This is a genomic window from Undibacterium sp. Ji50W, assembly GCF_049340445.1.
Lineage (GTDB): Bacteria > Pseudomonadota > Gammaproteobacteria > Burkholderiales > Burkholderiaceae_D > Undibacterium.
In genome coordinates, this window is record NZ_JBMPOX010000017.1 from 16426 (window position 1) to 39402 (window position 22977).

General features: G+C 48.2%; 24 protein-coding genes. 12 read left to right on the forward strand and 12 right to left on the reverse strand.

The features are described from left to right. Positions 1 to 65 precede the first annotated feature (65 nt). Positions 66 to 1184, forward strand: a complete 1119-nt coding sequence (locus tag ACO0K9_RS20275; RefSeq protein ID WP_422987900.1) for a hypothetical protein — start codon at positions 66 to 68, stop codon at positions 1182 to 1184. 145 nt (positions 1185 to 1329) lie between these two features. Here the strand turns inward: ACO0K9_RS20275 and ACO0K9_RS20280 are convergent, their stop codons facing one another. Then, complete coding sequence (locus tag ACO0K9_RS20280; RefSeq protein WP_422988006.1) at positions 1330 to 2406, reverse strand: ISL3 family transposase; 1077 nt, start codon at positions 2404 to 2406, stop codon at positions 1330 to 1332. 125 nt (positions 2407 to 2531) lie between these two features. On the opposite strand from ACO0K9_RS20280, the gene ACO0K9_RS20285 reads away from it, so the two are divergent. From ACO0K9_RS20285 to ACO0K9_RS20300, 4 genes are all read left to right on the forward strand, one after another. Next, positions 2532 to 3137, forward strand: coding sequence for a hypothetical protein (locus tag ACO0K9_RS20285; protein WP_422987901.1), 606 nt, complete (start codon positions 2532 to 2534; stop codon positions 3135 to 3137). Between the two features lie 438 nt (positions 3138 to 3575). Continuing rightward, positions 3576 to 5606: a hypothetical protein gene (locus ACO0K9_RS20290; RefSeq protein ID WP_422987902.1), complete on the forward strand. Its 2031-nt coding sequence runs from the start codon at positions 3576 to 3578 to the stop codon at positions 5604 to 5606. Between the two features lie 40 nt (positions 5607 to 5646). Beyond that, positions 5647 to 6405 (forward strand): hypothetical protein, encoded by a 759-nt coding sequence (locus ACO0K9_RS20295; protein WP_422987903.1) that lies wholly within the window; start codon positions 5647 to 5649, stop codon positions 6403 to 6405. A gap of 108 nt (positions 6406 to 6513) precedes the next feature. Next, positions 6514 to 6714, forward strand: coding sequence for a hypothetical protein (locus tag ACO0K9_RS20300; RefSeq protein WP_422987904.1), 201 nt, complete (start codon positions 6514 to 6516; stop codon positions 6712 to 6714). Between the two features lie 130 nt (positions 6715 to 6844). Here ACO0K9_RS20300 and ACO0K9_RS20305 read toward each other — a convergent pair whose 3' ends face one another. Next, positions 6845 to 7591: a hypothetical protein gene (locus tag ACO0K9_RS20305; RefSeq protein WP_422987905.1), complete on the reverse strand. Its 747-nt coding sequence runs from the start codon at positions 7589 to 7591 to the stop codon at positions 6845 to 6847. An 87-nt stretch (positions 7592 to 7678) separates the two neighbouring features. Here ACO0K9_RS20305 and ACO0K9_RS20310 point away from each other — a divergent pair, with 87 nt between their 5' ends. Then, positions 7679 to 7996 (forward strand): helix-turn-helix domain-containing protein, encoded by a 318-nt coding sequence (locus ACO0K9_RS20310; RefSeq protein WP_422987906.1) that lies wholly within the window; start codon positions 7679 to 7681, stop codon positions 7994 to 7996. 182 nt (positions 7997 to 8178) lie between these two features. Here the strand turns inward: ACO0K9_RS20310 and rng are convergent, their stop codons facing one another. From rng to ACO0K9_RS20350, 8 genes are all read right to left on the reverse strand, one after another. Further along, positions 8179 to 9651: a ribonuclease G gene (rng, locus tag ACO0K9_RS20315; protein ID WP_422987907.1), complete on the reverse strand. Its 1473-nt coding sequence runs from the start codon at positions 9649 to 9651 to the stop codon at positions 8179 to 8181. 23 nt (positions 9652 to 9674) lie between these two features. Continuing rightward, entirely contained in the window at positions 9675 to 10292 is a 618-nt protein-coding gene (locus tag ACO0K9_RS20320; protein WP_422987908.1) for a Maf family protein, read from the reverse strand. Positions 10293 to 10315: 23 nt separating this feature from the next. Next, a complete protein-coding gene (gene rlmH / locus ACO0K9_RS20325; RefSeq protein ID WP_422987909.1) occupies positions 10316 to 10786 on the reverse strand; it encodes a 23S rRNA (pseudouridine(1915)-N(3))-methyltransferase RlmH in 471 nt (156 codons plus the stop codon). A gap of 80 nt (positions 10787 to 10866) precedes the next feature. Continuing rightward, positions 10867 to 11613, reverse strand: coding sequence for a ribosome silencing factor (gene rsfS / locus ACO0K9_RS20330; RefSeq protein WP_422987910.1), 747 nt, complete (start codon positions 11611 to 11613; stop codon positions 10867 to 10869). A 3-nt stretch (positions 11614 to 11616) separates the two neighbouring features. Continuing rightward, a complete protein-coding gene (nadD, locus tag ACO0K9_RS20335; RefSeq protein ID WP_422987911.1) occupies positions 11617 to 12291 on the reverse strand; it encodes a nicotinate (nicotinamide) nucleotide adenylyltransferase in 675 nt (224 codons plus the stop codon). After that, complete coding sequence (gene hemF / locus ACO0K9_RS20340) at positions 12282 to 13181, reverse strand: oxygen-dependent coproporphyrinogen oxidase (protein ID WP_422987912.1); 900 nt, start codon at positions 13179 to 13181, stop codon at positions 12282 to 12284. The genes nadD and hemF overlap by 10 nt, the downstream gene beginning before the upstream one ends. A 114-nt stretch (positions 13182 to 13295) precedes the next feature. Beyond that, positions 13296 to 14570 (reverse strand): phosphoribosylamine--glycine ligase, encoded by a 1275-nt coding sequence (gene purD / locus ACO0K9_RS20345; protein ID WP_422987913.1) that lies wholly within the window; start codon positions 14568 to 14570, stop codon positions 13296 to 13298. 1 nt (position 14571) lies between these two features. After that, positions 14572 to 15297, reverse strand: coding sequence for a YebC/PmpR family DNA-binding transcriptional regulator (locus ACO0K9_RS20350; RefSeq protein WP_422987914.1), 726 nt, complete (start codon positions 15295 to 15297; stop codon positions 14572 to 14574). A 130-nt stretch (positions 15298 to 15427) separates the two neighbouring features. Between ACO0K9_RS20350 and ACO0K9_RS20355 the strand changes: the two genes are divergently transcribed. Beyond that, on the forward strand, positions 15428 to 17044 hold the full coding sequence (locus tag ACO0K9_RS20355; protein ID WP_422987915.1) for a helicase HerA-like C-terminal domain-containing protein: 1617 nt from the start codon (positions 15428 to 15430) through the stop codon (positions 17042 to 17044). A 44-nt stretch (positions 17045 to 17088) separates the two neighbouring features. On the opposite strand, the gene ACO0K9_RS20360 is transcribed toward ACO0K9_RS20355, so the two are convergent. Beyond that, the gene (locus ACO0K9_RS20360) at positions 17089 to 17253 is read right to left on the reverse strand and encodes a hypothetical protein (protein ID WP_422987916.1); all 165 of its coding nucleotides are present in this window, start codon (positions 17251 to 17253) and stop codon (positions 17089 to 17091) included. A 238-nt stretch (positions 17254 to 17491) separates the two neighbouring features. Here ACO0K9_RS20360 and ACO0K9_RS20365 point away from each other — a divergent pair, with 238 nt between their 5' ends. From ACO0K9_RS20365 to ACO0K9_RS20385, 5 genes are read left to right on the forward strand one after another with little or no spacing between them, the layout of a single operon-like run. Next, complete coding sequence (locus ACO0K9_RS20365) at positions 17492 to 18409, forward strand: DMT family transporter (protein ID WP_422987917.1); 918 nt, start codon at positions 17492 to 17494, stop codon at positions 18407 to 18409. 57 nt (positions 18410 to 18466) lie between these two features. After that, the gene (locus ACO0K9_RS20370; RefSeq protein ID WP_422988007.1) at positions 18467 to 19441 is read left to right on the forward strand and encodes a quinone oxidoreductase family protein; all 975 of its coding nucleotides are present in this window, start codon (positions 18467 to 18469) and stop codon (positions 19439 to 19441) included. After that, the gene (locus ACO0K9_RS20375) at positions 19441 to 19596 is read left to right on the forward strand and encodes a hypothetical protein (RefSeq protein WP_422988008.1); all 156 of its coding nucleotides are present in this window, start codon (positions 19441 to 19443) and stop codon (positions 19594 to 19596) included. The genes ACO0K9_RS20370 and ACO0K9_RS20375 overlap by 1 nt, the downstream gene beginning before the upstream one ends. Before the next feature lie 6 nt (positions 19597 to 19602). Continuing rightward, entirely contained in the window at positions 19603 to 19821 is a 219-nt protein-coding gene (locus tag ACO0K9_RS20380) for a hypothetical protein (protein ID WP_422987918.1), read from the forward strand. Next, the gene (locus tag ACO0K9_RS20385; RefSeq protein ID WP_422987919.1) at positions 19793 to 22051 is read left to right on the forward strand and encodes a DUF1631 family protein; all 2259 of its coding nucleotides are present in this window, start codon (positions 19793 to 19795) and stop codon (positions 22049 to 22051) included. The genes ACO0K9_RS20380 and ACO0K9_RS20385 overlap by 29 nt, the downstream gene beginning before the upstream one ends. Positions 22052 to 22154: 103 nt before the next feature. Here the strand turns inward: ACO0K9_RS20385 and ACO0K9_RS20390 are convergent, their stop codons facing one another. Then, positions 22155 to 22790 carry a hypothetical protein gene (locus ACO0K9_RS20390; protein ID WP_422987920.1) on the reverse strand — a complete coding sequence of 212 codons (636 nt, stop codon included), beginning with the start codon at positions 22788 to 22790 and terminating at the stop codon, positions 22155 to 22157. Positions 22791 to 22977: the final 187 nt, after the last annotated feature.

The following is a 22977-nucleotide window of genomic DNA, read 5'->3' on the forward strand; positions in this document are numbered from 1 at the left end:
CCCAGGGAAAAGCCCAGAAAAATGAGAGTTCAGACGTCGTGCCAACCTAAGCGGAGGTAGTAAAAATGAAAGCATCGAAAACCCTAGTTTTTATCATCGCGACAACCATTTCAACTCTTGTATTTGCAGCCGATTGTACGGACGTTATAGCCCTTTCAAAAATAAAATCAGAAGTCGTTCAAGGATCCAGTTCATTGGAAACTGCGGCTAGAAACTTCTGCAGTGAATATTCCTCAGCAAAAACGTCGGGTAAGACGATGAAGATGGGAGGAATGTACGATGGGCTGGGTGCATCCTTTGGCTCAGGTTCAGTTTCCGCAGACCAGGTTGCCAGCAAATACTGCGACGCCTCCGACCAAAGTAAGGCGCGCTCAGACGCATACCGCCAATATGTGGAGTCAATTGCACCAGGTGCATTTTCTGCCTACGAAAGATGTGTAGACTTAAGCACCAACGGCATCAATATCTCTGTTGATCTTAATGCTATTTTGGCAAAAACTTTCAACGCAAACGTATCGTTTCGCTCAGTGGATTCAAATGCAACCCAGGAGATTGGATACACGGCTTCTACTGGAGTGTCTTGCTCCTGGGCTGCTGCCGGAAAATCGAAAATGAAACTAACACTGACACCAAATACAGCCGATGTCCTGGAGTGCAAAAGAGCAATTGACACTGAGCAATCGTTAGTGACTATCTTTGCCACAAGCAGAGCAAGTTCGCAGTTGTCGTTCAAATGGGATGCCTATCAAAACTCTCTCCCTGTGAATCTTCAAAAGGATCTGATAAAACGAGTCGATCAATCTGTTGGTGCGTTGACGGATGCTGCAAATGCGTTGAAAGGTAGTGTTGTAGCATTTTCGCTGGCCTCATGTCCTGCCGGATGGGATGAATATACCCTTGCGTACGGCCAATTTATTCGAGGTATTGACCGGAGCGGATCGGGTATTGATCCTGAGGTAAATCGTCTTCCTGGAACTTTGCAATTAGATGATTTTAAATCTCACGCACATAGTCGTCCGGATGATGTTTATGATGCTGGCGTTATCACAAAAGGATCGGTGAATGGCGGAAATGCCTATGCTTACACATATGCTGCGGCTAACGGAACACCAAACACAGGACCAACAGGTGGGTCAGAAACACGTCCAAAGAACGTTGCGCTCCTATATTGCATTAGAAAATAGTAATTTAGTGCCGGATTGAACTGGTGACAGGAAATCTTACTAAAGAGGTTTCCTGTCACTGCGATTCATGATGGATTAACTTCTATCCTTGCCTTGAGTAGATCGTCGCATGCATCGGCTTAAATAAAATAAATAAATAAAGGATTCATCCGACTTTTCTGTGGGTTCCTGAAGCGGGATAAAGTTCAAGCCCTCCGCAATGGAAGTAGATAGCGATCTTGAAGTTATCCCGGTTTCTGGATCCACAGGCTCGTTTTTGTACTGTTGCAATTTTCGAATTCAATCCTTCTGCTACTGCGTTGGTCACCCTATGCTTAAAATACGTCAGTATATTCGGCAGGTGTCTGGCGATCAGCTTGGCTTTTTCAACCATTGGCGCTAAGCGGCTATGTGTCGCCCAAAAATACCAGCGACGCCAGAACCGTTTCGCCCAGCCCAGGCTGTGGTAACTCCACATCTCCCGCAGCGATTCTTTCAACGCCCAGGCACGGGCAGTTTTCAGGTTGCCGTGCTTGATCTGTTCAAACTTTTCACGTGCAGCCATTGGTATATTCTCTACGTTGTACAACCAGAGATATTTGCTGCCAGTGAGTGTGCTATCTCCCTCTTGCATCAATTCTTTGTGCTCCTGCTTGCGCACTCGATCAACACCTCTTCCGATATGCTGCATGATGTGAAACCGGTCGAATACCATCTTCTCGTCTGCCTGCGGCACTTGCGCCTTACACGCCTTGATATAGGCAGGCCACATGTCCAGACTGATCGCTTCTATCTCGCTACACTGCTCTTCGGTCAAGGCGGTGAAGTAGTCTGACAGACTCGCTTCGGTACGCTCTTCTCCTATGTACTCCACCGTCGCCGCATTTAAGTCGCATGCCAGTGTCATATAGTGATGTCCCTTCGCTATCGCTTTTTCGTCTATCCCTATTTCCTTCGGCGATGCGTTACCTTTCACTGCTCGTCCTCGTAATACCGCACGCTCCATCATGTGCCATGCCTGACTCCAGCTAATTCGTAAAATCTCCGCCGCACGCTTGACGTTGGCAGCCTGTAGTATGTCAATGGTCAGCACTTCAAATAAGTGCGTGAACCGACTAGGTCCCGATGCCATTTGGTGGCTACTTCCTTGAGAATATGCACAAATCACACAAAATTTCGTACGTCCCCCAATCAAGCTTGTTTTTTTGAGAGGGCGCACATTCGGCTGATTGGAAAACACCACCAACTATTTCGCCCTGCTGCAAAGTAATTAATTTTTTAGTATGATCAGGTAAGCTAGACTACATTTTTGATGATCTATTAGTTATTAATTTAGTACTTTAAATAATATGTTTTTATAGGTAACGAGTGCAGAATAAGAAAATATTACAAGGATTTCCTTCTCAAGGTTTTGTGCGAAAGCTAACATTTTGTACTGTCTTTCTTGGTCATATTGTTCTTTTTGCCAATTGGAATTCAAACCATAAGACTGTTACCAATATACAAAATAAATATTTGTTTGTATTGAACATCCCGCTCGCCCCCGTTCTGCCTGCGAACAGCCCAAAAGAGCAAATAAAAAGCACAGTACCTACGCCACCATTTCAAAAAGCAAATAAATGGCGCGTAAACACCAATTCAACTCCACCAGTTTCAAGCAATAACGTTGCCAAACAAGAGATGGCTATAAACCATCCACTTGAAACCGTGACATCCGAAAAATCACTTGATTTGGAGGGGCTACGGCGTCAAGCATTAATTGATGAGAAGCAGCGTAGTAGATCTCCTTTTGAGAAGGCGCAAGAGCAAGAAAGGATTAGACCAGGCTTGGAGGCAAAGTTTGGTGACGACGTAAAAGTTGCAGCTCAAAAAGACTGTCAAAGTGCCTATTCAAAAGGTGGGAATTTACGAGGAGGATTTGCACTGCTGCCATTGATTTATGGATCGCTGACGGATAAATGCAAGTGGAAATAAAAGAAAATTCAAAAAAACAACATTAAGTATAAATTTTTAACAATTATGGTTAGTATAAGGAACTTATTTTCATATTCGCAAATAAGTTTAAACAACCTAAATTGAAAGAAAAATTATGACAAATGTACAGAAAAAACAATTTTCGGTTTCTGCAACTGAATTGGATTCCCGCTTGGAAGAGCAAAGTGTGTTGACAGTCGCTTTTGCTGTCGTAGGAACGTTCGCTACAGGCATTGCGAGCGCAACAAATAACGATAGCGGTGGTGGCACATGCGGTCCTTTTAGTAATGAAGCATGTTCAAACAGGGGATCATGCTCTTGGTAATTTTTAATTAAAAATGTTGATTTTTTTTAACATAAATCACATTTTCTCTATTAAAAAATACCGAGCGTTAATTAGCATGCTTGTCATATGGTAAGCATGCTAAAAAAGAATATATGAAAAAGCTTCTGCCAAATATCCAAGTATCGAAAACTGTTGAGAGTGGTTTCATCATAAATGCGTCAGGGAAGTATTTTAGTGTCACAGAAGAGACGGTGACGCTCGTTGAAATGATGGCCCGGGTCAGCAATATCAATCAGCTCGCACAAAAGCTATCTGCTCATTTCGAATACGAAATTTCTGCCGTTGATGTAGCCAACGCCATTGACGCATTGCCAAATGCTTTTTTTGAAGCTGATGCTAATGTTGCAACTAAGTATGTATATTCGTTTCCAATAATTTGGGGCTCTCTGCTCAATTTCTTGGCTCGAACTTTTTCAGTTTTATTCAATCCATACGTAAGTCTGACAATAATCTGCGCTTTCGCATATTTATTTTTAGCAAAAAAAGCACCCATAAACGTTGAAAATGTTTATTCAGTTGCGACCCCTTTTCTTATTTTAGCGAGCATTTTGTTTCATGAAGTTGGTCACGCTGCTGCGTGCCATTCAGTAAAAGCAAAGCCAGGATTAATAGGTTTTGGAATAAAAGGGGGATTTCCAACCTTTTATACTGATGTTTCAGATGTTTGGACCCGAGGACGAAAAGAGCGAATGATCGTTGATTCGGCAGGCATATATTTTCAATTAATTTTTGCCGGAATTTTAATACTGTTCGTTCCTGCCTTTCCTAGCATATCAACAGCAGTAAACGTGATCATATTTCTTGCTCTTTTTTCGTGCTTACCCATCTATAAATTTGATGGATACTGGCTCCTGGGGGACTGGTTAAAAGCAAATAGTCTTGACTTGTGGCTCCAAAATGCATCTGACGAAATATTAAAGCAATTGCGTCAAAAAAAATTCCGGTCAATAGATTTTAAAAAAGCGTTTGGTGTACTTACCTATGCGGCTTTTTTTATATCAATTCACATTTGGTTTGTTACTGTTTCGTATAACTTGATAAGCAGTTACACAAACATTTCCTTAGTAAACATTCATTCACTTTCATTCGAAAATTTTACGATAGATAATGTTTTTAGTCTTGAAACGGTCATTAAGTTTATACCACTAGTACTTTTAGCGATACTAATAACCCCAGCAATAATGTTAGCAATTCGCGTACTAAAGAAATTGTTGGGTGATCGTTTAGTCGCTAAGATAAATGACACAAAAATATTGATCTCTGCGTTCTTAAAATTGACGCTTATCCATTTGTTGAGTCCATTTTTCGGTGGCATCAAAAAAAATAGAATATACCTTACGGAACTTCAAGCTGCGTTTCTTGGAGTCAATCCACAGTTTAAAAATATCAAATCCCTAGCAAGAAGAACTCTCATTTCAAAGTACACAGAACACCTTTGGTATCTGATATTAGGTCAAGTGAGCGTACCAACAGGATTATGGCTCGTCTCCAACACACACAATACTAAAACCGCGAGAACGCTTGAAGATATCAAAAATACCGCTGGCCCCATCGTATTAGCAGCGCCACATTTTGGATCATTCATAACCGGTGCGATAATGCTACTTTCTAAGATTGGTGCAGAACGACAAGTTCACTTGTTTTACGCGGACCCAAAAATAGACAAAGCAAATTCCGAATACGAGGGCTTCTACCGCCGTTATTTCCCTAACCTTTCGGTATGCTTTAATAACAAACGAGGCATTATTCATGCTGCAAACGCGCTGAGACGTGGCGAAATTTTGGTCATAATGCCAGATGTATTTCATGGAAAAAATCTTCTCCCAATCCAAGTGTTGGGACGCAATGTAAATGTAATGCCTGGCATAGCTTACTTCCACAGAAAATTTGACGCAAAAATAATCCCAGTCCTCAGCACGTTTAAGTTTTTTTTCAAAGTGGATATTCATGTGGGTAACGAACTAATTTCCCCTCAAGTCCTGGCGAATGATAGCGACGACTACATAAGTATTATGTCGTCACTTTTTGTATACTTTGAAAAGTGGTTTCGCACACGGCCCCAAGAATGGCTTTGTTGGGATCAATTTTTTGAGCTTTCTACCAAAATTGAAACCAATCAATAATACTCTTCATAAAAAACATATTTAAGATCAGAAATACACAATGAACAGAAATCTAATACTTGCCTTATTTTTGCAATTAACAAGTACTCCAATATTTGCTGAAGATAAGCCGAACATGTCACAAGAGCCGGTCGAGAATCAGTCTGTAGTAGACGTGACCGGAACAAAAAATGCAGATTGGAAGTCATATTCAGCGATGTTAAAGGGCATAACTGCTTTCAACGAGCATCACAAGTTAGCCCCAAAATCCGAATTGCGATTTATCCTACGAAAACAACTACCCAATGCTGAAATGCAAGGAATAGTATTGCGCATTGTCGGCACTGAAAAATCTATATCTGTACCTATTGCAGAAGATGGTACGTTTAGTTTATTGGTTGATAAAAACTTGGCCGAAGATAATGCAGAATTAGTTCTGAATCGTAAGAAAGATATGGTCCGATGGTTACCACATATCATTACACCAAACTTGCCAGAAAATGTCCGTAGATTAGGTGACTTGCGCCTTGAATGTGAAGTTCGTTGGGCTGTAGAAAAAGAAGGGATGTCTTTCTTCCAAAGAAACTCATTTAAAGCGCTAGGTGGCCCCTGCTCCTCGTCAGTAATCAAAACAGATTTTTATGTACCTAAACTCGCGGTTTCCGCAAAAATTACTTTTGGAAGTCAGACTGCGGAAGTCCAGGTTGCAAAGACTGGCGCACGCTTTACTCCACCGCTCTATGACAAGAACTGGAATGATGATGCGCTTATCGAATTTCAGTTTAAGGGTGATTCACAGCCAGTAAGCTCATCCCAATAAAAATTTGCACCGGCTTTTTTTGCTGTTGGTCAATCTCATACTTCTTGGCCGGAGGACGTAGTAAATTTACTTCGACTAGCAGGCTATATAGTCATCAAGGATTAACACATGCATTGGAAGATTTCAAAATTCAAGCAACCAGTATTGGGCGGTCTTATAAGTTTTTTGGTCGGTCTGTCTCCAGCAGCAATAAAAGGAGAGATATCGCCTTTTGATATTGCAGCAGTCTTGAAGATATTCATCCTTTATTTTCCATTAGGTTTCGCGATTGTTTGGATTTACTCTCTGTTTAAAAGAGATGTCGGTTAGTGCTATTCTTCAACTGCTCTTTGCCGCAATTCAGTGCGTTTTTCTATAGATACTGCTGCACGTAAGGAAATTGACCTTGGTAACGGACACCCCCGTTATTGAGCGCCATTGGGAGTCTGTACAGTTGATTTCAGTTGAACGAGGCCTTACGACTTTCTTCGGTCGAAACGTTCTCTATGAAGATATCCCATTGATTGATCTTCACATATGTGCCGTCCTTGCTTCTGTACGACCAGGTGTATCTACTATCTTGACTGAAGTTGATGTTGTAGGCTGTCTCAAATCGCTTAACGAATTCATCGAGGCTTACGCTATTGTCAAGGCTGAACAATGTTCCCATTAGTGCACCCCTAAATTGAAAGAATATCAATCTCCCTTGACGGTCTGCTACTGCGCGACCAAGTAATACGGGGGAATCTTGGGGTGTGCCTTCTTCATTTAGTCCAATGTTGATTGAGTGTTCGCTATCCAGAATCTTTTTGTTGCCATTTCCTGCAAGTTCTTTTTTTATCCAGAATAAGACAGCGTCACATTTTGCGGTCTTACTGGAAGACTCACATTCACCTTCATTCGGAATGTCTTGATTTCTGAACGTATAGAATCGAAATTCGTTTTTATTGCTTCCTAGTGCGCGCTCTAATGCAGGCACGACATTATTAATATCCATTCCAAGGTATAAGCCTTTAATCGCGAGGCCAAGATTATTAGATTTTTGTGGTTCAGGCTTTGCTCCTAAAAAGGATGAGTTGGAAGAATTAGTATTTCTTTCTTCGTTGTTTAATTCAGATTGCTTACTGTCACAACCAACTAATGAGGTTATTAATGCCGCAATAGTGATAACGCTCAAATAGGGCGGGAATTTGTAGTGTGATGGCATGAAGACCTCTAATTGAAATCCATCAATACTACCAAATTGGTAGCATTAGGAGTAGCGAAAAAAACGACGATATTTGCTTAAACATTCTTGTTAGTAAATATGTCGGTTTTTGCTGTTCGGTTAAAAGACGCACGATTACGTGCTGGTATTTCTCAGGAGAGGCTTGGTATTGAAGCTGGTTTGGATGAAATGTCTGCAAGTACTCGAATGAATCGCTACGAGCTAGGGAAACGTGTACCCAATCCCGCTTTGGTAGAGCGATTTGCAGACATACTTGGAGTGCCAGCTTGTTACTTCTACGCGGTTGCAGATATAGAAGCAGAGCTACTAATTCAATTTAATCAACTAAATCACGAAAATAAGCTTCAAGTTTTAAATATTTTAAAGAAGGAAATGTTGTTTTAATAAACTCAAAAATTACAGGGCATGTGCTGTTGATTGGCAAATTTACATTTTCAGCTTGTTTAGTATTTATTATCATATTGATAATTATTGTACTGCTGCATTTATGTGTAGCTAACCTTGTAGTTAATGGTAAAAAACGATATTTTTTAATTGTAAGTCATTGATTTTTAACGATATTTATTTCAAATCAAAATAATATCGTACTGCTCCTGATGAAACACATTTTCCACCTGCAATGAAATCGGTTTTCCGATGAAATCACCGAGCATGGCCAGGTGTTGGGATTCTTCTTCCAGGAACATGTCGACCACCACTTGCGAAGCCATGATGCGGAATTCACGCGGGTTGAATTGTTTGGCTTCGCGCAGCAGTTCGCGCAGGATTTCATAGCAGATGGTGCGGGCGGTCTTGACCTGGCCTTTACCATTGCAGGCAGGGCAGGGTTCACACAGGACGTGGGCCAGGGATTCACGGGTGCGCTTGCGCGTGACTTCGACCAGGCCGAGGGCAGAAAAACCGGATACGGACAGCTTGGTGCGGTCGCGTGACAGGGCCTTGTTCAACTCAGTCAGTACGGCGGTCTTGTGTTCTTCATTCTCCATATCAATGATGTCGAGAATGATGATGCCACCCAGATTACGCAGGCGTAACTGGCGGGCGATGGCGTGGGCTGCTTCCAGATTGGTTTTGAAGATGGTGTCATCAAAATTGCGACCGGCGACAAAGCTGCCGGTGTTGACGTCGATGGTGGTCATGGCTTCAGTCTGATCAACGATCAGGTAACCACCAGATTTCAGATCCACGCGACGGCCCAGGGCTCTTTCGATTTCTTCTTCTACGCCATGCAGATCAAACAGCGGGCGCTCGCCGATGTAGTGCTGCAGCTTGCTCAAGACCGATGGCATGTAGCGCGTCGCAAATTCTTGCAGCATCAGGTAATTTTCGCGCGAATCGACTTGTATGCTGTCAGTTTCTTCGTTGACGAAATCACGCAAGACACGTTGAGCCAGGTTCAGGTCCTGATACAGCAAGGTAGTTGGCGGTTGGGTCTTGGCCAGTTGCAGTATGGTGGACCAGGTGCGGCGCAGGTAATCAACGTCAGCTTTCAGGTCCTCATCCGAGGCATCTTCTGCCATGGTACGGACGATGAAGCCACCTTTCTCATCATTTTGCTGCAGGCTTTGCACTTTGGCGCGCAGGGCTTCGCGCTCGGCTTCGTTTTCTATCTTTTGCGAGATGCCAATATGCGAGTCTTGTGGCAGATACACCAGCATGCGGCCAGCAATCGAGATTTGTGTAGAAAGCCGGGCACCCTTGGTGCCTATCGGGTCTTTCACCACTTGCACGGTCACCGATTGGCCGTCGAACAATAATTTTTCTATCGGTGTCAGCGGCGAATTACTGCTGCCAATGCCGTCTTGCGGACGGGCATCCCAGATGTCGGCCACATGCAAAAAGGCGGCGCGTTCCAGGCCGATATCGATGAAGGCTGATTGCATGCCGGGTAGCACACGCACGACTTTGCCCAGGTAGATATTGCCGACCAGGCCGCGTGACAAGGTGCGTTCTATATGGAGTTCTTGTACTGCGCCCTGAAACATCAGGGCAACCCTGGTCTCTTGCGGAGTGATATTGATGAGGAGGTTTTCGCTCATGGACTTCTCAAAGACTTTATCTGTTAGGGAATAATGATACCTGCCTGACGCAACAACTGGCAGGTTTCAAACAAGGGTAATCCCATGATGCCAGAATAACTGCCTTTGATGTGCGAAATAAAGCGAGCAGCCGCTCCTTGGATGCCATAGCCGCCAGCTTTGTCATACGGTTCATTGCTGCGGCAGTAGGCCAGGATCTGCTGTTGATCCAGTTTGGCGAAACTGACTTCCGAGCATTGTGTGACGGCAGCGCTGCCCTGGGCTGAATGGACAGCGATACTGGTCAGTACCTGATGGGTTTGCCCGGACAGCATTTGCAGCATGCTGACGGCTTCTTCCAGGTTGGCAGGTTTGCCCAGGATTTGCTGGCCCAGTACGACAGTGGTGTCTGCCGCCAGCACCGGCCGTGCCAGCAGTTTGCGCTGGTGCATGGCTTCCCATGCCTTGTCGGCTTTTTCTTTGGTGACGCGGCTGACATAGGCTTCCGGCGCTTCACCGGGCAGGACGATTTCAGTCACGTCTGGCCCGCGTGGCGGTGCATCGCGCAAGAGCAGCAGGTCAAATTCTATGCCGGCCTGCTGTAGCAGTTCACGGCGTCTGGGGCTTTTGGAGGCGAGGTAGATTTTATTTTCGCGGAGCATATGTTTGTCCTGGCGTATGTTGATCACACCCTGTGGTAGGGGTGGTTTTGGGTAATCGACCAGGCGCGATACAGTTGTTCGGCCAGCAGCACCCTGACCATGCCATGTGGCAGGGTCAGGCTGGAGATACGTATCAGGGTATCGGCTTTAGCCTTGAATTCTGCATCCAGGCCATCGGCGCCGCCGATGACAAAGACGACATCACGTCCGTCCTGCTGCCATTGGGTCAGGTTTTGTGACAGGGCGACACTGGTCCAGTCCTTGCCGCGTTCATCGAGGGCGACAATGCGCGCATTCTTGGGGATGACGGCTTCGATTCTTGTGCGTTCCAGTGCCATCACGGTTTCAGCGGTCTTGCTGCCTGAACGTTCCACCGGCTTGATTTCTTTGAGCAGCACACGGCATTCGGGCGGCATACGTTTGGCGTATTCCTGAAAGCCGGTTTCTATCCAGGCTGGCATTTTGTGGCCGACGGCGGCGATGATCAATTGCATGTTTTATAGTATCTTGAAACCAGATCTGCTTAAACAAATGGCTGCACCAGGCAGCCATTTGAAATGAGTTATTAACAGAATTATTCCTCTGTTTTTTTACGGGCTGGCGCACGTTTGGCTGGCGCTGCACCTGCTGCCGCACCACGTTTTTCTGCAGCCTGTTTGGCTGAAGCCACGGCGGTTTTGGTAGAGGCTACCTTGACGCGGCCACCAGTCGGTATTTTTGCTGGCTTGGCTGGTTTGGCTGTGCCATCGGCGGCTTTGCGCGCAACGGGTTTGCGTGCTGATTTAGCGTCTGCTTCACCGACAGTTTTGCTGACGCGTGGTTTGCGGGCCGGTTTCTTTTCATCATCCAGCGTGGTCTGGATCGCCATCATGTCATGCGTGACTTCCAGTGGAGCAGCCTTGCCAGTTGTTTTACGTGGAGCACGTTTAGGCTGGTCGCTTTCCTCTTCAGCATCCGCTTTTTTAACGGAAGTACGCTTGGCTGCGCCGAATTTCACAGGCTTGTCGCCCCACAGTTCTTCCAGGCGGTAGTAAGCGCGGATGGCCGGTTGCATGATATGCACGACGATATCGCCCAGATCGACCAGTACCCATTCGCCAGTCGCTTCACCTTCCATGCTGACGATAGTGCCGCCGTTTTCCTTGACTTTATCGCGTACGGAAGCTGCCAAAGCCTTGGTTTGGCGGTTGGATGTGCCTGATGCGATACAAACGCGGTCAAACAGGCTGGTGAGGTGGGTGGTTTCGTATAATTGTATATCTTGAGCCTTGACATCTTCCAGAGCGTCAATGACCAAGCCTTGCAGTTTTTTAATATCCATATTTTATTGGTAGATAGTTTGTTGTTGTAAGTAGTCTAGCACCTTGTGCGGGACTAGCAATCTTGTTGTCGGGTTATGCTGTTTTAATTCTGTACGTAGTTGGGTTGCAGATACATCCTGTGCAAGGTTTCTTTCCAGATACGTGCCACCTGCAGGCCGCGAGCGCATTTCCAAGGCGCTGATGGCATTTTTCTTCCAGATGTCAGCAATGTCGGGGCTGCTGATATCCAGGCTGAAACCTGGGCGTGAAGCAGCGCAAAGATGCGCTACATCAAGCAAGGCCTGCCAATTGCGCCAGGTGTGCAAATTTTGCAACTGATCTGCACCCATGGCAAACACCAGTGATGCCTGCTCGCCAACTTCCGTACGTAACTGTTGCAAGGTATCGATGGTGTAATTATTTTTACCCTGCTCTGCCCGGATAATTTCTTGCTCATCTATCCTGACAGGGCAGAGTTGCCAGTCTTCAAAAGCCAGCTCCAGCATGGCCAGCCTTTGTTTTGCCGTCGCTTGCAATTCATTCTTTTGCCACTGCTGGCCGACGGGAACGATGCGCAATTCATCCGGTTTCAATGCCGTTGCCAGGCTATGGGCAAGGGCGATATGTCCCAGATGGACAGGGTCAAAGCTGCCACCCAGTACCAGGACGCAGGGTTTTGCGGCAGTTTCTATACCCATTCCTTGTGTACCAGAAAGTCGGTGGCCAGTTTTGCCTCTGGGCTGCCAGCTACCGGCTGCCAGTCATAACGCCATTTGACGATGGGTGGCATGGACATCAGTATGGACTCTGTCCTGCCGCCAGATTGCAGACCGAAATGGGTACCACGGTCAAATACCAGGTTGAATTCCACATAACGACCGCGACGATATGCCTGGAAATCACGCTCACGCTCGCCATATGCCTGGTCTTTACGTCTTTCCAGTATCGGGCGATACGCAGGGATGAAGGCATCGCCCACATTGCGCATCATTGCAAAACTACTGGCAAAATCAATTTCATTGAAATCATCAAAGAAGATACCGCCTACGCCACGGGCTTCCTTGCGGTGTTTCAGGTAAAAATAGTCGTCACACCATTTCTTGAAGCGGGCATGCAAATCTGTACCAAAAGGCTGGACTGCATTTTTACAGGTTTGGTGAAAGTGGGTGGCATCTTCTGTAAAGCCATAATAAGGCGTCAAGTCCATACCGCCGCCAAACCACCAGACATCTTCCTGCCCTTCAGCATGGGTGGTGAAAAAGCGGACATTCATGTGTACGGTGGGGGCATAGGGGTTGCGCGGATGCAAGACCAGCGATACACCCATGGCTTCCCACTGACGGCCAGCCAGTTCAGGGCGGCTGGCAGCAGCAGATGGTGGCAGGTTTTTACCCATGACATGGGAGAAATTCACGCCGCCACGTTCAAATACCTTGCCTTCTTCTATCACGCGCGAGATACCGCCACCCCCTTCGGGGCGTTCCCAGCTATCGCTGATAAAAGCTTGGCCATCAACTTCTTCCAGAGCCGCGACTATACCAGCCTGCAGGCCCAAGAAGTAATTTTTAACCGCGAGTGTATCTGTCATTCTGCTATCTACTCTAAAAAACGCAAGGGGCTGGACCCTGCATCATGGTCCAACCCACTTTAAAAGATCGATGACGCACTATGTGGCATTCATAGCAAGTACGCCTGACCAGGATTAATGTTTGCGGTTCAGCGCACGCCAGCCTATATCGTGGCGATACTGCATGCCATCGAAATGGATTTTTTCAACCGTTTCATAGGCGTGTTTCTGCGCCTGTTTGACTGTATCGCCCAGGCCAACCACGCATAACACCCGGCCACCATTCGTAGTCAACGTCTTTTCATCCAATGTGGTGCCGGCATGGAAGGTCACGGTTTCAGCCGTTTCTGCCGGGATGCCACTAATCGTGTCACCCTTGCGCGGGTTGTCCGGGTAATCTGCGGCGGCCATGACGATACCCATGGCAGTACGCCTGTCCCAATCCAGTTCCACGGTATCGAGCGTGCCATTCACCGCATGCTCCATGACATGCAGGAGATCAGTTTTCAGGCGCGTCATGATGGGCTGGGTTTCAGGATCGCCCATGCGGCAATTGAATTCCAGCGTCTTTGGATTGCCCTGGTCATCAATCATCAGGCCCGCATACAAAAAGCCGGTAAACACGATGCCGTCTTTGATCATGCCCTGTACTGTAGGCACAATGATTTCGCGCATCACGCGTGCATGCAATTTTGGTGTAACGATAGGGGCAGGGGAGTACGCACCCATGCCGCCCGTGTTCGGACCTTCGTCATTGTCGAGCAAACGTTTATGATCCTGGCTGGTGGCCAGCGGCAGAATATTCTTGCCATCCACCATAACGATGAAGCTGACTTCTTCGCCTGCCAAAAATTCTTCGATCACCACGCGGGCACCGGCATCGCCCAGCTTATTGTCAGACAACATCATGTCGACAGCAGCATGCGCTTCTTCCAGCGTCATGGCCACGACCACACCCTTGCCGGCAGCCAGGCCATCAGCCTTGATGACGATAGGTGCACCCTTGGCATTGATATAGTCATGCGCCGACGCCGGGTCGGAAAAGGTCTGGTATTCAGCCGTTGGGATGGCGTGCCTGTGCATGAAAGCCTTGGCGAAATCCTTGGAGCTTTCCAGTTGTGCCGCTTCTTTGGTCGGGCCAAAAATTTTCAGGCCACGTTCCCGGAAAAGATTCACGATACCGGCAGCCAGTGGTACTTCCGGGCCGACCACGGTAATACCGATATGTTCTTGCTCGGCAAAATCTGCCAGCGCAGCCGGATCGGTAATGTTGATGTTTTTCAGGCGTATGTCCGCAGCTGTGCCACCATTGCCAGGTGCCACAAAAATGGTTTGTACACGGTCAGATTGCGCGAGTTTCCAGGCGAGTGCATGTTCACGGCCACCGGAGCCGACAACGAGTAATTTCATCTTAATCTTCTATGATGGCGTTGGTGAATACTTCTTGTACGTCGTCGAGGTTTTCCAATGCATCCAGCAATTTCTGCATTTTGATGCCTTCATCACCGGCAAACACCGTTTCTGTACTGGGTTTCATGACCACTTCAGCGACTTCGGCCTTGAAACCGGCTTTTTCCAGGCTGACACGCAGATCAGACAGGCTGAACGGCGTGCAAATGACTTCGATACCGCCTTCGTCATCGGTGACCACATCGTCAGCACCGGCTTCGAGTGCAGCTTCCATCAGCGCATCTTCATTCGTACCAGGGGCAAAAAACATCTGGCCGCAATGTTTAAACAAAAAGGCAACGGAACCTTCAGTCCCCATATTGCCGCCGAATTTATTGAAAGCATGGCGCACTTCAGCCACGGTACGGACGCGGTTGTCGGTCATGCAGTCAACCACGATGGCGGCACCGCCTATGCCATAACCTTCATAGCGTACTTCTTCGTAATTTGCGCCTTCCAGCGTGCCAGCGCCGCGTTGTATCGCGCGCGTGACGTTTTCCTTGGGCATATTGGCATCTGCTGCCTTGTCGACTGCCAGACGCAGGCGTGGATTGGAATTCACATCCTCACCGCCCATGCGTGCTGCAACCGTGATTTCCTTGATCAGACGCGTCCAGATCTTGCCGCGTTTGGCATCGGTGGCTGCCTTTTTATGCTTGATATTGGCCCATTTACTATGTCCTGCCATGATCGCTCTTTTCTGAATTGACAATAGCTCGCCCTGAGGGCGGCAATTTTGCCTGGCTTGGTTTTATAATGAAGACCAGTATTTTACCATAGTGGTACAGACCGAATTCCCCAAATCACCTTCCAAAAATATGTCAAAACCATTGTTGATCGCTAAAAGTTCCGAAATCGACCTGAATTTACTATCCGACTGGGCGAACCGGCATGGCTGCATCACCGGCGCAACCGGTACCGGCAAGACCGTCACGCTACAGACCATGGCACAGGCATTTTCGGATATCGGGGTACCGGTATTCATGGCCGATGTCAAAGGTGATTTGTCCGGCATGGCCAAGGCCGGCAACGCCAGCAGCAAGATGCAGCAAAGGCTGCAAGCCCTGCAAATGGATGAACCCGTGTGGCAGGCTTGCCCAGTTACCTTCTGGGACGTATTTGGCAAGCAAGGCCATCCGGTGCGTGCCACGGTATCTGACCTGGGCCCTTTGTTGTTGGGCCGTATGCTGAACCTGAACGATACCCAGGAAGGTGTTTTGCAACTTGCCTTCAAGATCGCTGACGATCACGGCTTGTTGCTGCTCGATACCAAGGATTTGCGTGCGATGCTGCAATACCTGGCCGAGAATGCCTCCGTATTCCAGACCGAATACGGCAATATTTCTGCCGCCAGTGTTGGTGCCATACAGCGTTCCTTGCTGACCATCTCCGAGCAGGGCGGCGAGCAATTCTTTGGCGAACCCATGCTGAACCTGGATGACATGATGCAGACCGATGGCAATGGCCGCGGTTTCGTGAATATCCTGGCGGCCGATCAATTGCTGCAATCACCGCGCCTGTATTCGACTTTCCTGCTGTGGATGTTGTCCGAACTGTATGAGCATTTGCCTGAGGTTGGCGATGTGGATCAACCCAAGATGGTGTTCTTTTTTGATGAAGCCCATTTGCTGTTCGATGAAGCGCCCAAGGTATTGCTGCAAAAAATTGAACAGGTGGTGCGCCTGATCCGTTCCAAGGGAGTCGGTGTATATTTTGTGACGCAGAATCCGCTGGACATACCGGATACCGTTCTGGGGCAGCTTGGCAATCGCGTACAACATGCCTTGCGTGCGTATACCCCGCGTGACCAGAAAGCTGTGCAGGCTGCCGCAGAAACCTTCCGCCCCAATCCAGCACTGGACACGGCGGCAGTGATTGCCGAATTGGGTGTGGGTGAAGCCCTGGTATCCTTCCTGGACGAAAAAGGCCGCCCGAATATCGTGCAACGTGCCTTGATCGTGCCACCATCTTCGCAGATAGGTGCGATTACTGCTGATGAACGTCAACAGCTTATGCAGACCTCCATTGTCGCCGGGGTCTATGAAAAACATATAGACCGCGAATCTGCATATGAAAAACTGACAGGTCGTGTGGCGACCCGTGCAGCAACGGCTGCGACTGGCAGGGATGAAAATCTGCAACCAGGCAGCAAGGATGAACCCGCTGCGGCAGATAGCAATGGTTGGGGGAATGCACCATCGGCACCAGCCAGGCCCGCAGGCGGTTTCGGGCGCGTAGCTCAGCCTGCGCAGCAGGAAAGTGGTGGTGTTGGCGATACGCTGAAAAGCGTATTCGGTAATTTGCTTGGGGGCGGTGGCTTGCGACGCAAGGACAATGTGGTGGAGACCATGATCAAGTCTACAGTCAGAACCATGGGGTCTCAGGTTGGACGTGAAATCATCCGTGGCGTGTTGGGGTCCATCCTGAAAAAATAAACACAAACCGGAAGGGCTTTGTCCCTTCCTGGCACTGACGGATTTCAGTCCTGCTGGCCCGAATTAGCCAGGCGTTTGAAAATACTGCTTAAATTGGAAGCCTGCTGTTTCAGAGCTACAGGTTTTTGACGTAACTGTGGTGTTTCAGTTTGTGCGCGTTTCGGGCGAAGTACCGGTTGATCGGCATATTGCAATCTGGGTGTGTACATGTGGTGCTCCTGAGCAGTGCTGTTATCCATAAATCAAGTGTAATGAAATTTGCATCTTTTAATGGTTACACAAAGTCAAATTGACCACTAAATCAGGGATATGGTGTAAAAGATTGTGAGTTATTTCCCAGGAGGAAATTAAAATGCCTGGATCAGGGACGGAATGAGAGAATAAAGCAGGTCGGCAAGGTTTTTTTGCCAGCATCGACGTATCGAAAGGTTTTAAACAAATTATTTTATGCAGCCCAACAACCCTGTTTTACTTGCCAGACGTTCTTACCTGACTGGTCTTGCAATTGCCCTGATTGGTGCCATCCTCTTTTCCACCAAAGCCATCGTCGCCAAGCTGATTTACCGTTATAACGTGGACGCGGTTACCCTGATTTTTTTTCGCATGGCATTTTCATTGCCGATTTTTGCCGGCATAGCCCTGTGGCAGATGCATAAGGGGGGCAGTCTGAGCCGGAAAGACCGTCTGAGCCTGATAGGTCTGGGGCTGATTGGTTATTACCTGTCATCCTTTCTTGATTTCCTGGGTTTGCAATACATTACCGCCGGTCTGGAACGGCTGATCCTGTTTCTGACGCCTTCTTTTGTGTTACTGATATCCGCTTTTTTCTTGAAACGTGCCGTCAGCCAGCTGGAATGGCTGGCCCTGATTGTTTCTTACATGGGCATCGTGCTGGTGTTTTTCCATGACCTGAAGTTTGGCGGCAGCAATGTCTTGCTGGGTTCGTTACTGGTACTGGGGGCGGCGGTGTCCTATGCCCTGTATTTGATACAGTCTGGCCAACTGGTACAGCGATTGGGTTCCTTGCGTCTGGTGTCTTATGCGATGTGTGTGTCCAGTGCCGCCTGCATAGGCCAGTTTTTTGTTCTGCGCCCGGCATCCATGCTGGTGCAGCCGCTTGCTGTATATTCTTTGTCAGTGGTGAACGCCATCCTGTGTACGGTACTGCCGGTATTCATGACCATGATTGCTGTAAAGAAGATTGGTGCGGCAACGGCGTCGCAGGCTGGCATGATAGGGCCGGTATCGACCTTGTTTTTAGGGGCGTATTTTCTCAATGAACCCATCACAGCCTGGCAAATGGCAGGTACAGTGCTGGTCATGGGGGGTATGTACTTGCTGTCAGCAAAGAAAACTTCAGCTTAAGCCATGACGCAGGTGCGGCATGGAAGCGGATTGAACCATCAGGAGCCAAAAATGGTAATGGTAAAAGCAGTCAGGATGCAGCAAACCGGTGGTCCGGAAGTCATGGAATATATCGATGTTGAACTGGGACAACCCGGTGCCGGTGAAGTACTGGTGCGTCACAAGGCTTGCGGCCTGAATTTCATCGATGTGTATTTTCGTACTGGGCTCTACGCGCAGCCCCTGCCTGGCGGCTTGGGCATGGAAGGTGCAGGCATTGTCGAAGCCGTGGGGCCAGGTGTCACCTATGTGCGTGTCGGCGACCGCGTTGCCTATGCTGGCAGGCCAAGCGGGGCCTATGCCGAAGCGCGCATCATGCCGGCAGACAATCTGGTGCGCCTGCCAGACAGCATTGGCTTTGAAACTGCCGCAGCAATGATGTTGCAGGGTTTGACGGTGCAATATTTATTTCATCGTACCTTTTCTTTACAGGGTGGTGAAACCATACTCTTTCACGCCGCCGCCGGTGGGGTAGGCCTGATTGCCAGCCAGTGGGCACGGGCCATAGGGGTGACCATGATAGGTACCGTGGGCTCTGATGAAAAGGCCGAACTGGCAAAAGCCCATGGCTGTACCCATGTCATCAACTACAACAAAGAAAATTTTGTTCAGCGTGTTCGTGAAATTACGGGTGGAAAAGGCGTGCCTGTCGTTTATGATTCCATCGGTAAGGATACCTTCATCAATTCGCTTGATTGCCTGGCACCGCTGGGCATGATGGTCAGCTTTGGGAATGCGTCGGGTCCGGTACCGTCTTTCAGCCTGAACGAGCTGGCCTCACGTGGCTCTCTGTTTATTACCCGCCCCAGTTTGATGAGTTATACCGCGAAGCGCGATGATCTTGAACAAATGGCGGCACAGTTGTTTTCCATGGTGGAAAGCGGCAAAATCAAAATAGATATTCGCCAGCGCTACGCCCTGAGCGAGGTCGCCCAGGCACATCGTGACCTGGAAGCACGAAAAACAACAGGTTCTTCCATATTAATTCCATGATGCAAGATAATATGACACAAGTGACACCACCAAAAAAACCAGATGGGCAGCAAAATGATGGCCCCAAATTCGGACGCCTGCTTGTCGTCCTTATTTTTGCCGTCATGCTGATAGTTGTTATTACCCTTGCTTCAGAGGCTTACTATACTAATTAACGAAGCTTGAAGATTAAAAAAAGCAAGGAAATAGCCTTGCTTTTAATTGATATTGGTATTCTTTTTTTGTCGTTTTTTGCCTGTACAGACAATTCAGGCCGTGAGCAGTGTACATTTGGTGGTGCGTGGCGCACCTGTTTTGCGCGCCATGTTGCTACAGTTTTATCAACCATTCTGATTACAATAAAAACTAGCAATGGACACCCTTCCACTGAATACCGCTAAAACCAGCGAATTTTCCAGCTCCAGTCGTTTGCTGATATTACAAAGTTTGGTGCCGATAGCGACCAATCTGGTGTCCTCACAACTGGAAGCATTTGCTGGTCGCCTGACCGAAGCCTTGTTCAAGTTGTCGGATCAGACGGTCAGGCCTGAAGAGGTGGCAATTAGTTTCCAGGCGTATCAGCAACTGAAGCGTAATGGCACCACCTTTTACCGCCTGGTGGCAGGACAGATCAATGCCGCCCTGGCCAAGGAAGTCAGTGTGGTGAACACGCGCAAGCGTGCCAGAACCGATGAAGGAAAGCAGGATTTCTCGCTCGTCAGTTTCGAGGAGATGGAAAGCAAGGTACTCAGCCGTAATCTTAGCCAGTCACTGGAAGTGAGTAATGCCGAGCAACTGGTGGCGCTGAACACGCGTATAGGCCATGTCTTGCGCAGAACACCGATCAGCGTGTCGCAAAACCCGTTTCGCCCTGAACTGTTTGTCAAGGCGGTACATCAGGCCTGGATGGAACTGGAACCCGATCCGGCAACCCATCATCTGATTTTGCGCTTGTTGCGACCAGAACTGTTTTTGCAATTGGGAGCGATTTATCGGGAATTGAACCAGGCATTGATAGAGCGGGGCATTCTCCCCAATATTAATGACGGGTATAAGAACAAGCAAAAGAAAAACATGCTGTCGTCGTCAGAAGATATCAGCGACCGCGATCCCTATCTGGAAAATAAGTTAAGGAATATGTTCTCTGGCGCATCCACGCCTGCTTCTTTCAGCAACACTGTTAGTGGCGGTGGCGGTGGCGGTGGCGGTGGCGGTGGCGGTGGCGGTGGCGGTGGCGGTGGCGGTGGCGGCGCGGACGGCGTGCCATATGTCGGTGGCCAGCAGGGGGGAGGTGGCGGTGGCTTTGCTGGTAACGGCAATGTCGGTGGTGGTGGTGGTGGGCATGCACCCGATATGGTTACCATTGATCGTCAGTTTTTTGACTACCTGACCAGCGTACAAAGGACGATCTCGGGCAATCCCATGCCCATGGATACGGCGCATTTGCGGCAACTGTCACAGCAGCCGAATGCCGAAAGCCTGACGCACATCGATCAAAGCACCATCGAGCTGCTGGCGCGGATTTTTGATTATGTATTCAACGATGCCAGCATCCCGGCAGATATCAAGAGCCTGATCGGTCAGTTACAGATACCCACGCTCAAAGTGGCATTGCTGGACAAAGATTTCTTTTTCAAGGAAGACCATCCAGCCAGGGTATTGATTGATACGCTGGCGAAATCCAGTGTCTTGCTCAACAGCGAAACCACGACAGAAGATCCGCTCTATCAGATGATAGAAGGCATCGTCGAACGGGTGCAGCAGGATTTTGATCAGCAGATAGAATTGTTTTCTGACGTTGTCGCAGATCTTGAAGCCTTCCTGAAAGAAGAAGAACAGCAAACCGAAGTAGCCATCAGCGAGCCGGTGGCAGTCGCCCTGAAGCAGGAGAAAATGCGACTGGCGCGTGAGTTTGCCGAAAATGATGTCGCCATCCGGGTAGAAACCGGCGAAGTTGCCGGCTTTCTGGAAGTGTTTTTGAAAGAGCAGTGGATACGTATCCTGACCATTGCCCATAACGTCAAGGAAGAAAAACCCAACGCCCTGGAAAACGCCCTGCGGACGATGGATGACCTGATCTGGAGTCTGAAACCGAAAAACAGTGCGGAAGAACGCAAGGAACTGGTCAGCAAATTACCGGCCATGCTGTCGCTGTTGAATGCCTGGCTGAATGCGATCAAATGGGATGAACCTGAACGCGTCATATTCTTTTCCAAACTGGCAGAACGGCATGCTGCCATTGCCCGCGCACCGCTGGAATTTTCACCGCGCCGCCAACTGGAAATTGCCGTCAATATTGCGCAAAGAGCCAGTGAAAGACGTTTGAACCGCCATGTGCAGGATCAGATAGAGCAACCAGTGGATAACTGGGCGCGCGTCATCGAAACCATGGAACGCGGTATCTGGGTTGACTTCACCCGGCAAAGTGGCGTGACCACCCGTTTCAAATTGGCCTGGGTCAGCCCCAAGCGCACCCGGTATATCTTCACCAACCGTCAGGGACATGATGCATTCTCGGTGTCTAGTGAAGAATTGGTTACCCAGTTCCGTGAAGGCAGTGCGATACAGATCGTTGCCGAATCGGTGGTGGACCGCGCCCTGGTGGAAGCACTGAGAGATCCGCCAGCCTGATCGGTCCTTGGTGCTAAAACAACAGAAAAACCCTATATAAAAATGCCCCTGGATGCGATGCATATTCAGGGGCATTTTTTATTGCTGACGGACGGTGCCGTTATTATTTATCCATCTTTATTTCGACTTCAGTGGTGCTGCCATTTTTACCCGGGAAGCCATGCAGGGCACTGTCCATCATCCAGGGCATGAAGGTCGATATTTCCAGTTCGGTCTGCTCTGAGCTGACCTTGATATCCGCCAGTTTTTTGGCTGGACTGATGCCGTCTATATGGATTTCCAACTGATGCAGATAGGTGGCACGTAGGCTGAAATCTGTCCAGTAGCGTGGATAACCGCCCCAGCCCCAGTAGGGGTAAGGATAGCCTAAGCGATAACGATATATCCCCCGGCTAAAATGCATGTTCCAGAATGGATCATAAATCGCTGGATGCCATAGCGGTGAATACTGGATTTCCCTTAGCGTGGTGCCGTATTTCATTCCTACCTTCATGGCAGGTGTGGCGCCGGCGCTGATTTCGGTGAAACCCAGAACCTGCAGGCGGCTACGCAGCATGTCTTCATATAATTTATGCTCGGGATTATTTTCCTGTCCCGGCGCACGTTCAAAGATATACGATTTATCGGTTGCGGCTGCTGGCCATTCATGAAATACGCTGACCTGGCTGCTGAAGGTCGTTGCACAGCCACTCAGTAAAACACTACAGGCCACAGCAAATAGCATGGCAATTTTTTTCATGGTACGACTCCTATATTCCAGTTCTTGTTCTGTCACTCCATGATATGCATCATCGCGCAAACATGTTGTGATTTCTGTAACGTGTTGTAACGACTTTGTGACCATCGGTAAAAAGTCATGATATTTAAGGTTTTTCTAGAATTTTTAGCGGGTCTCTGCAAAAAATCCACAATCGGACCAAATTTTC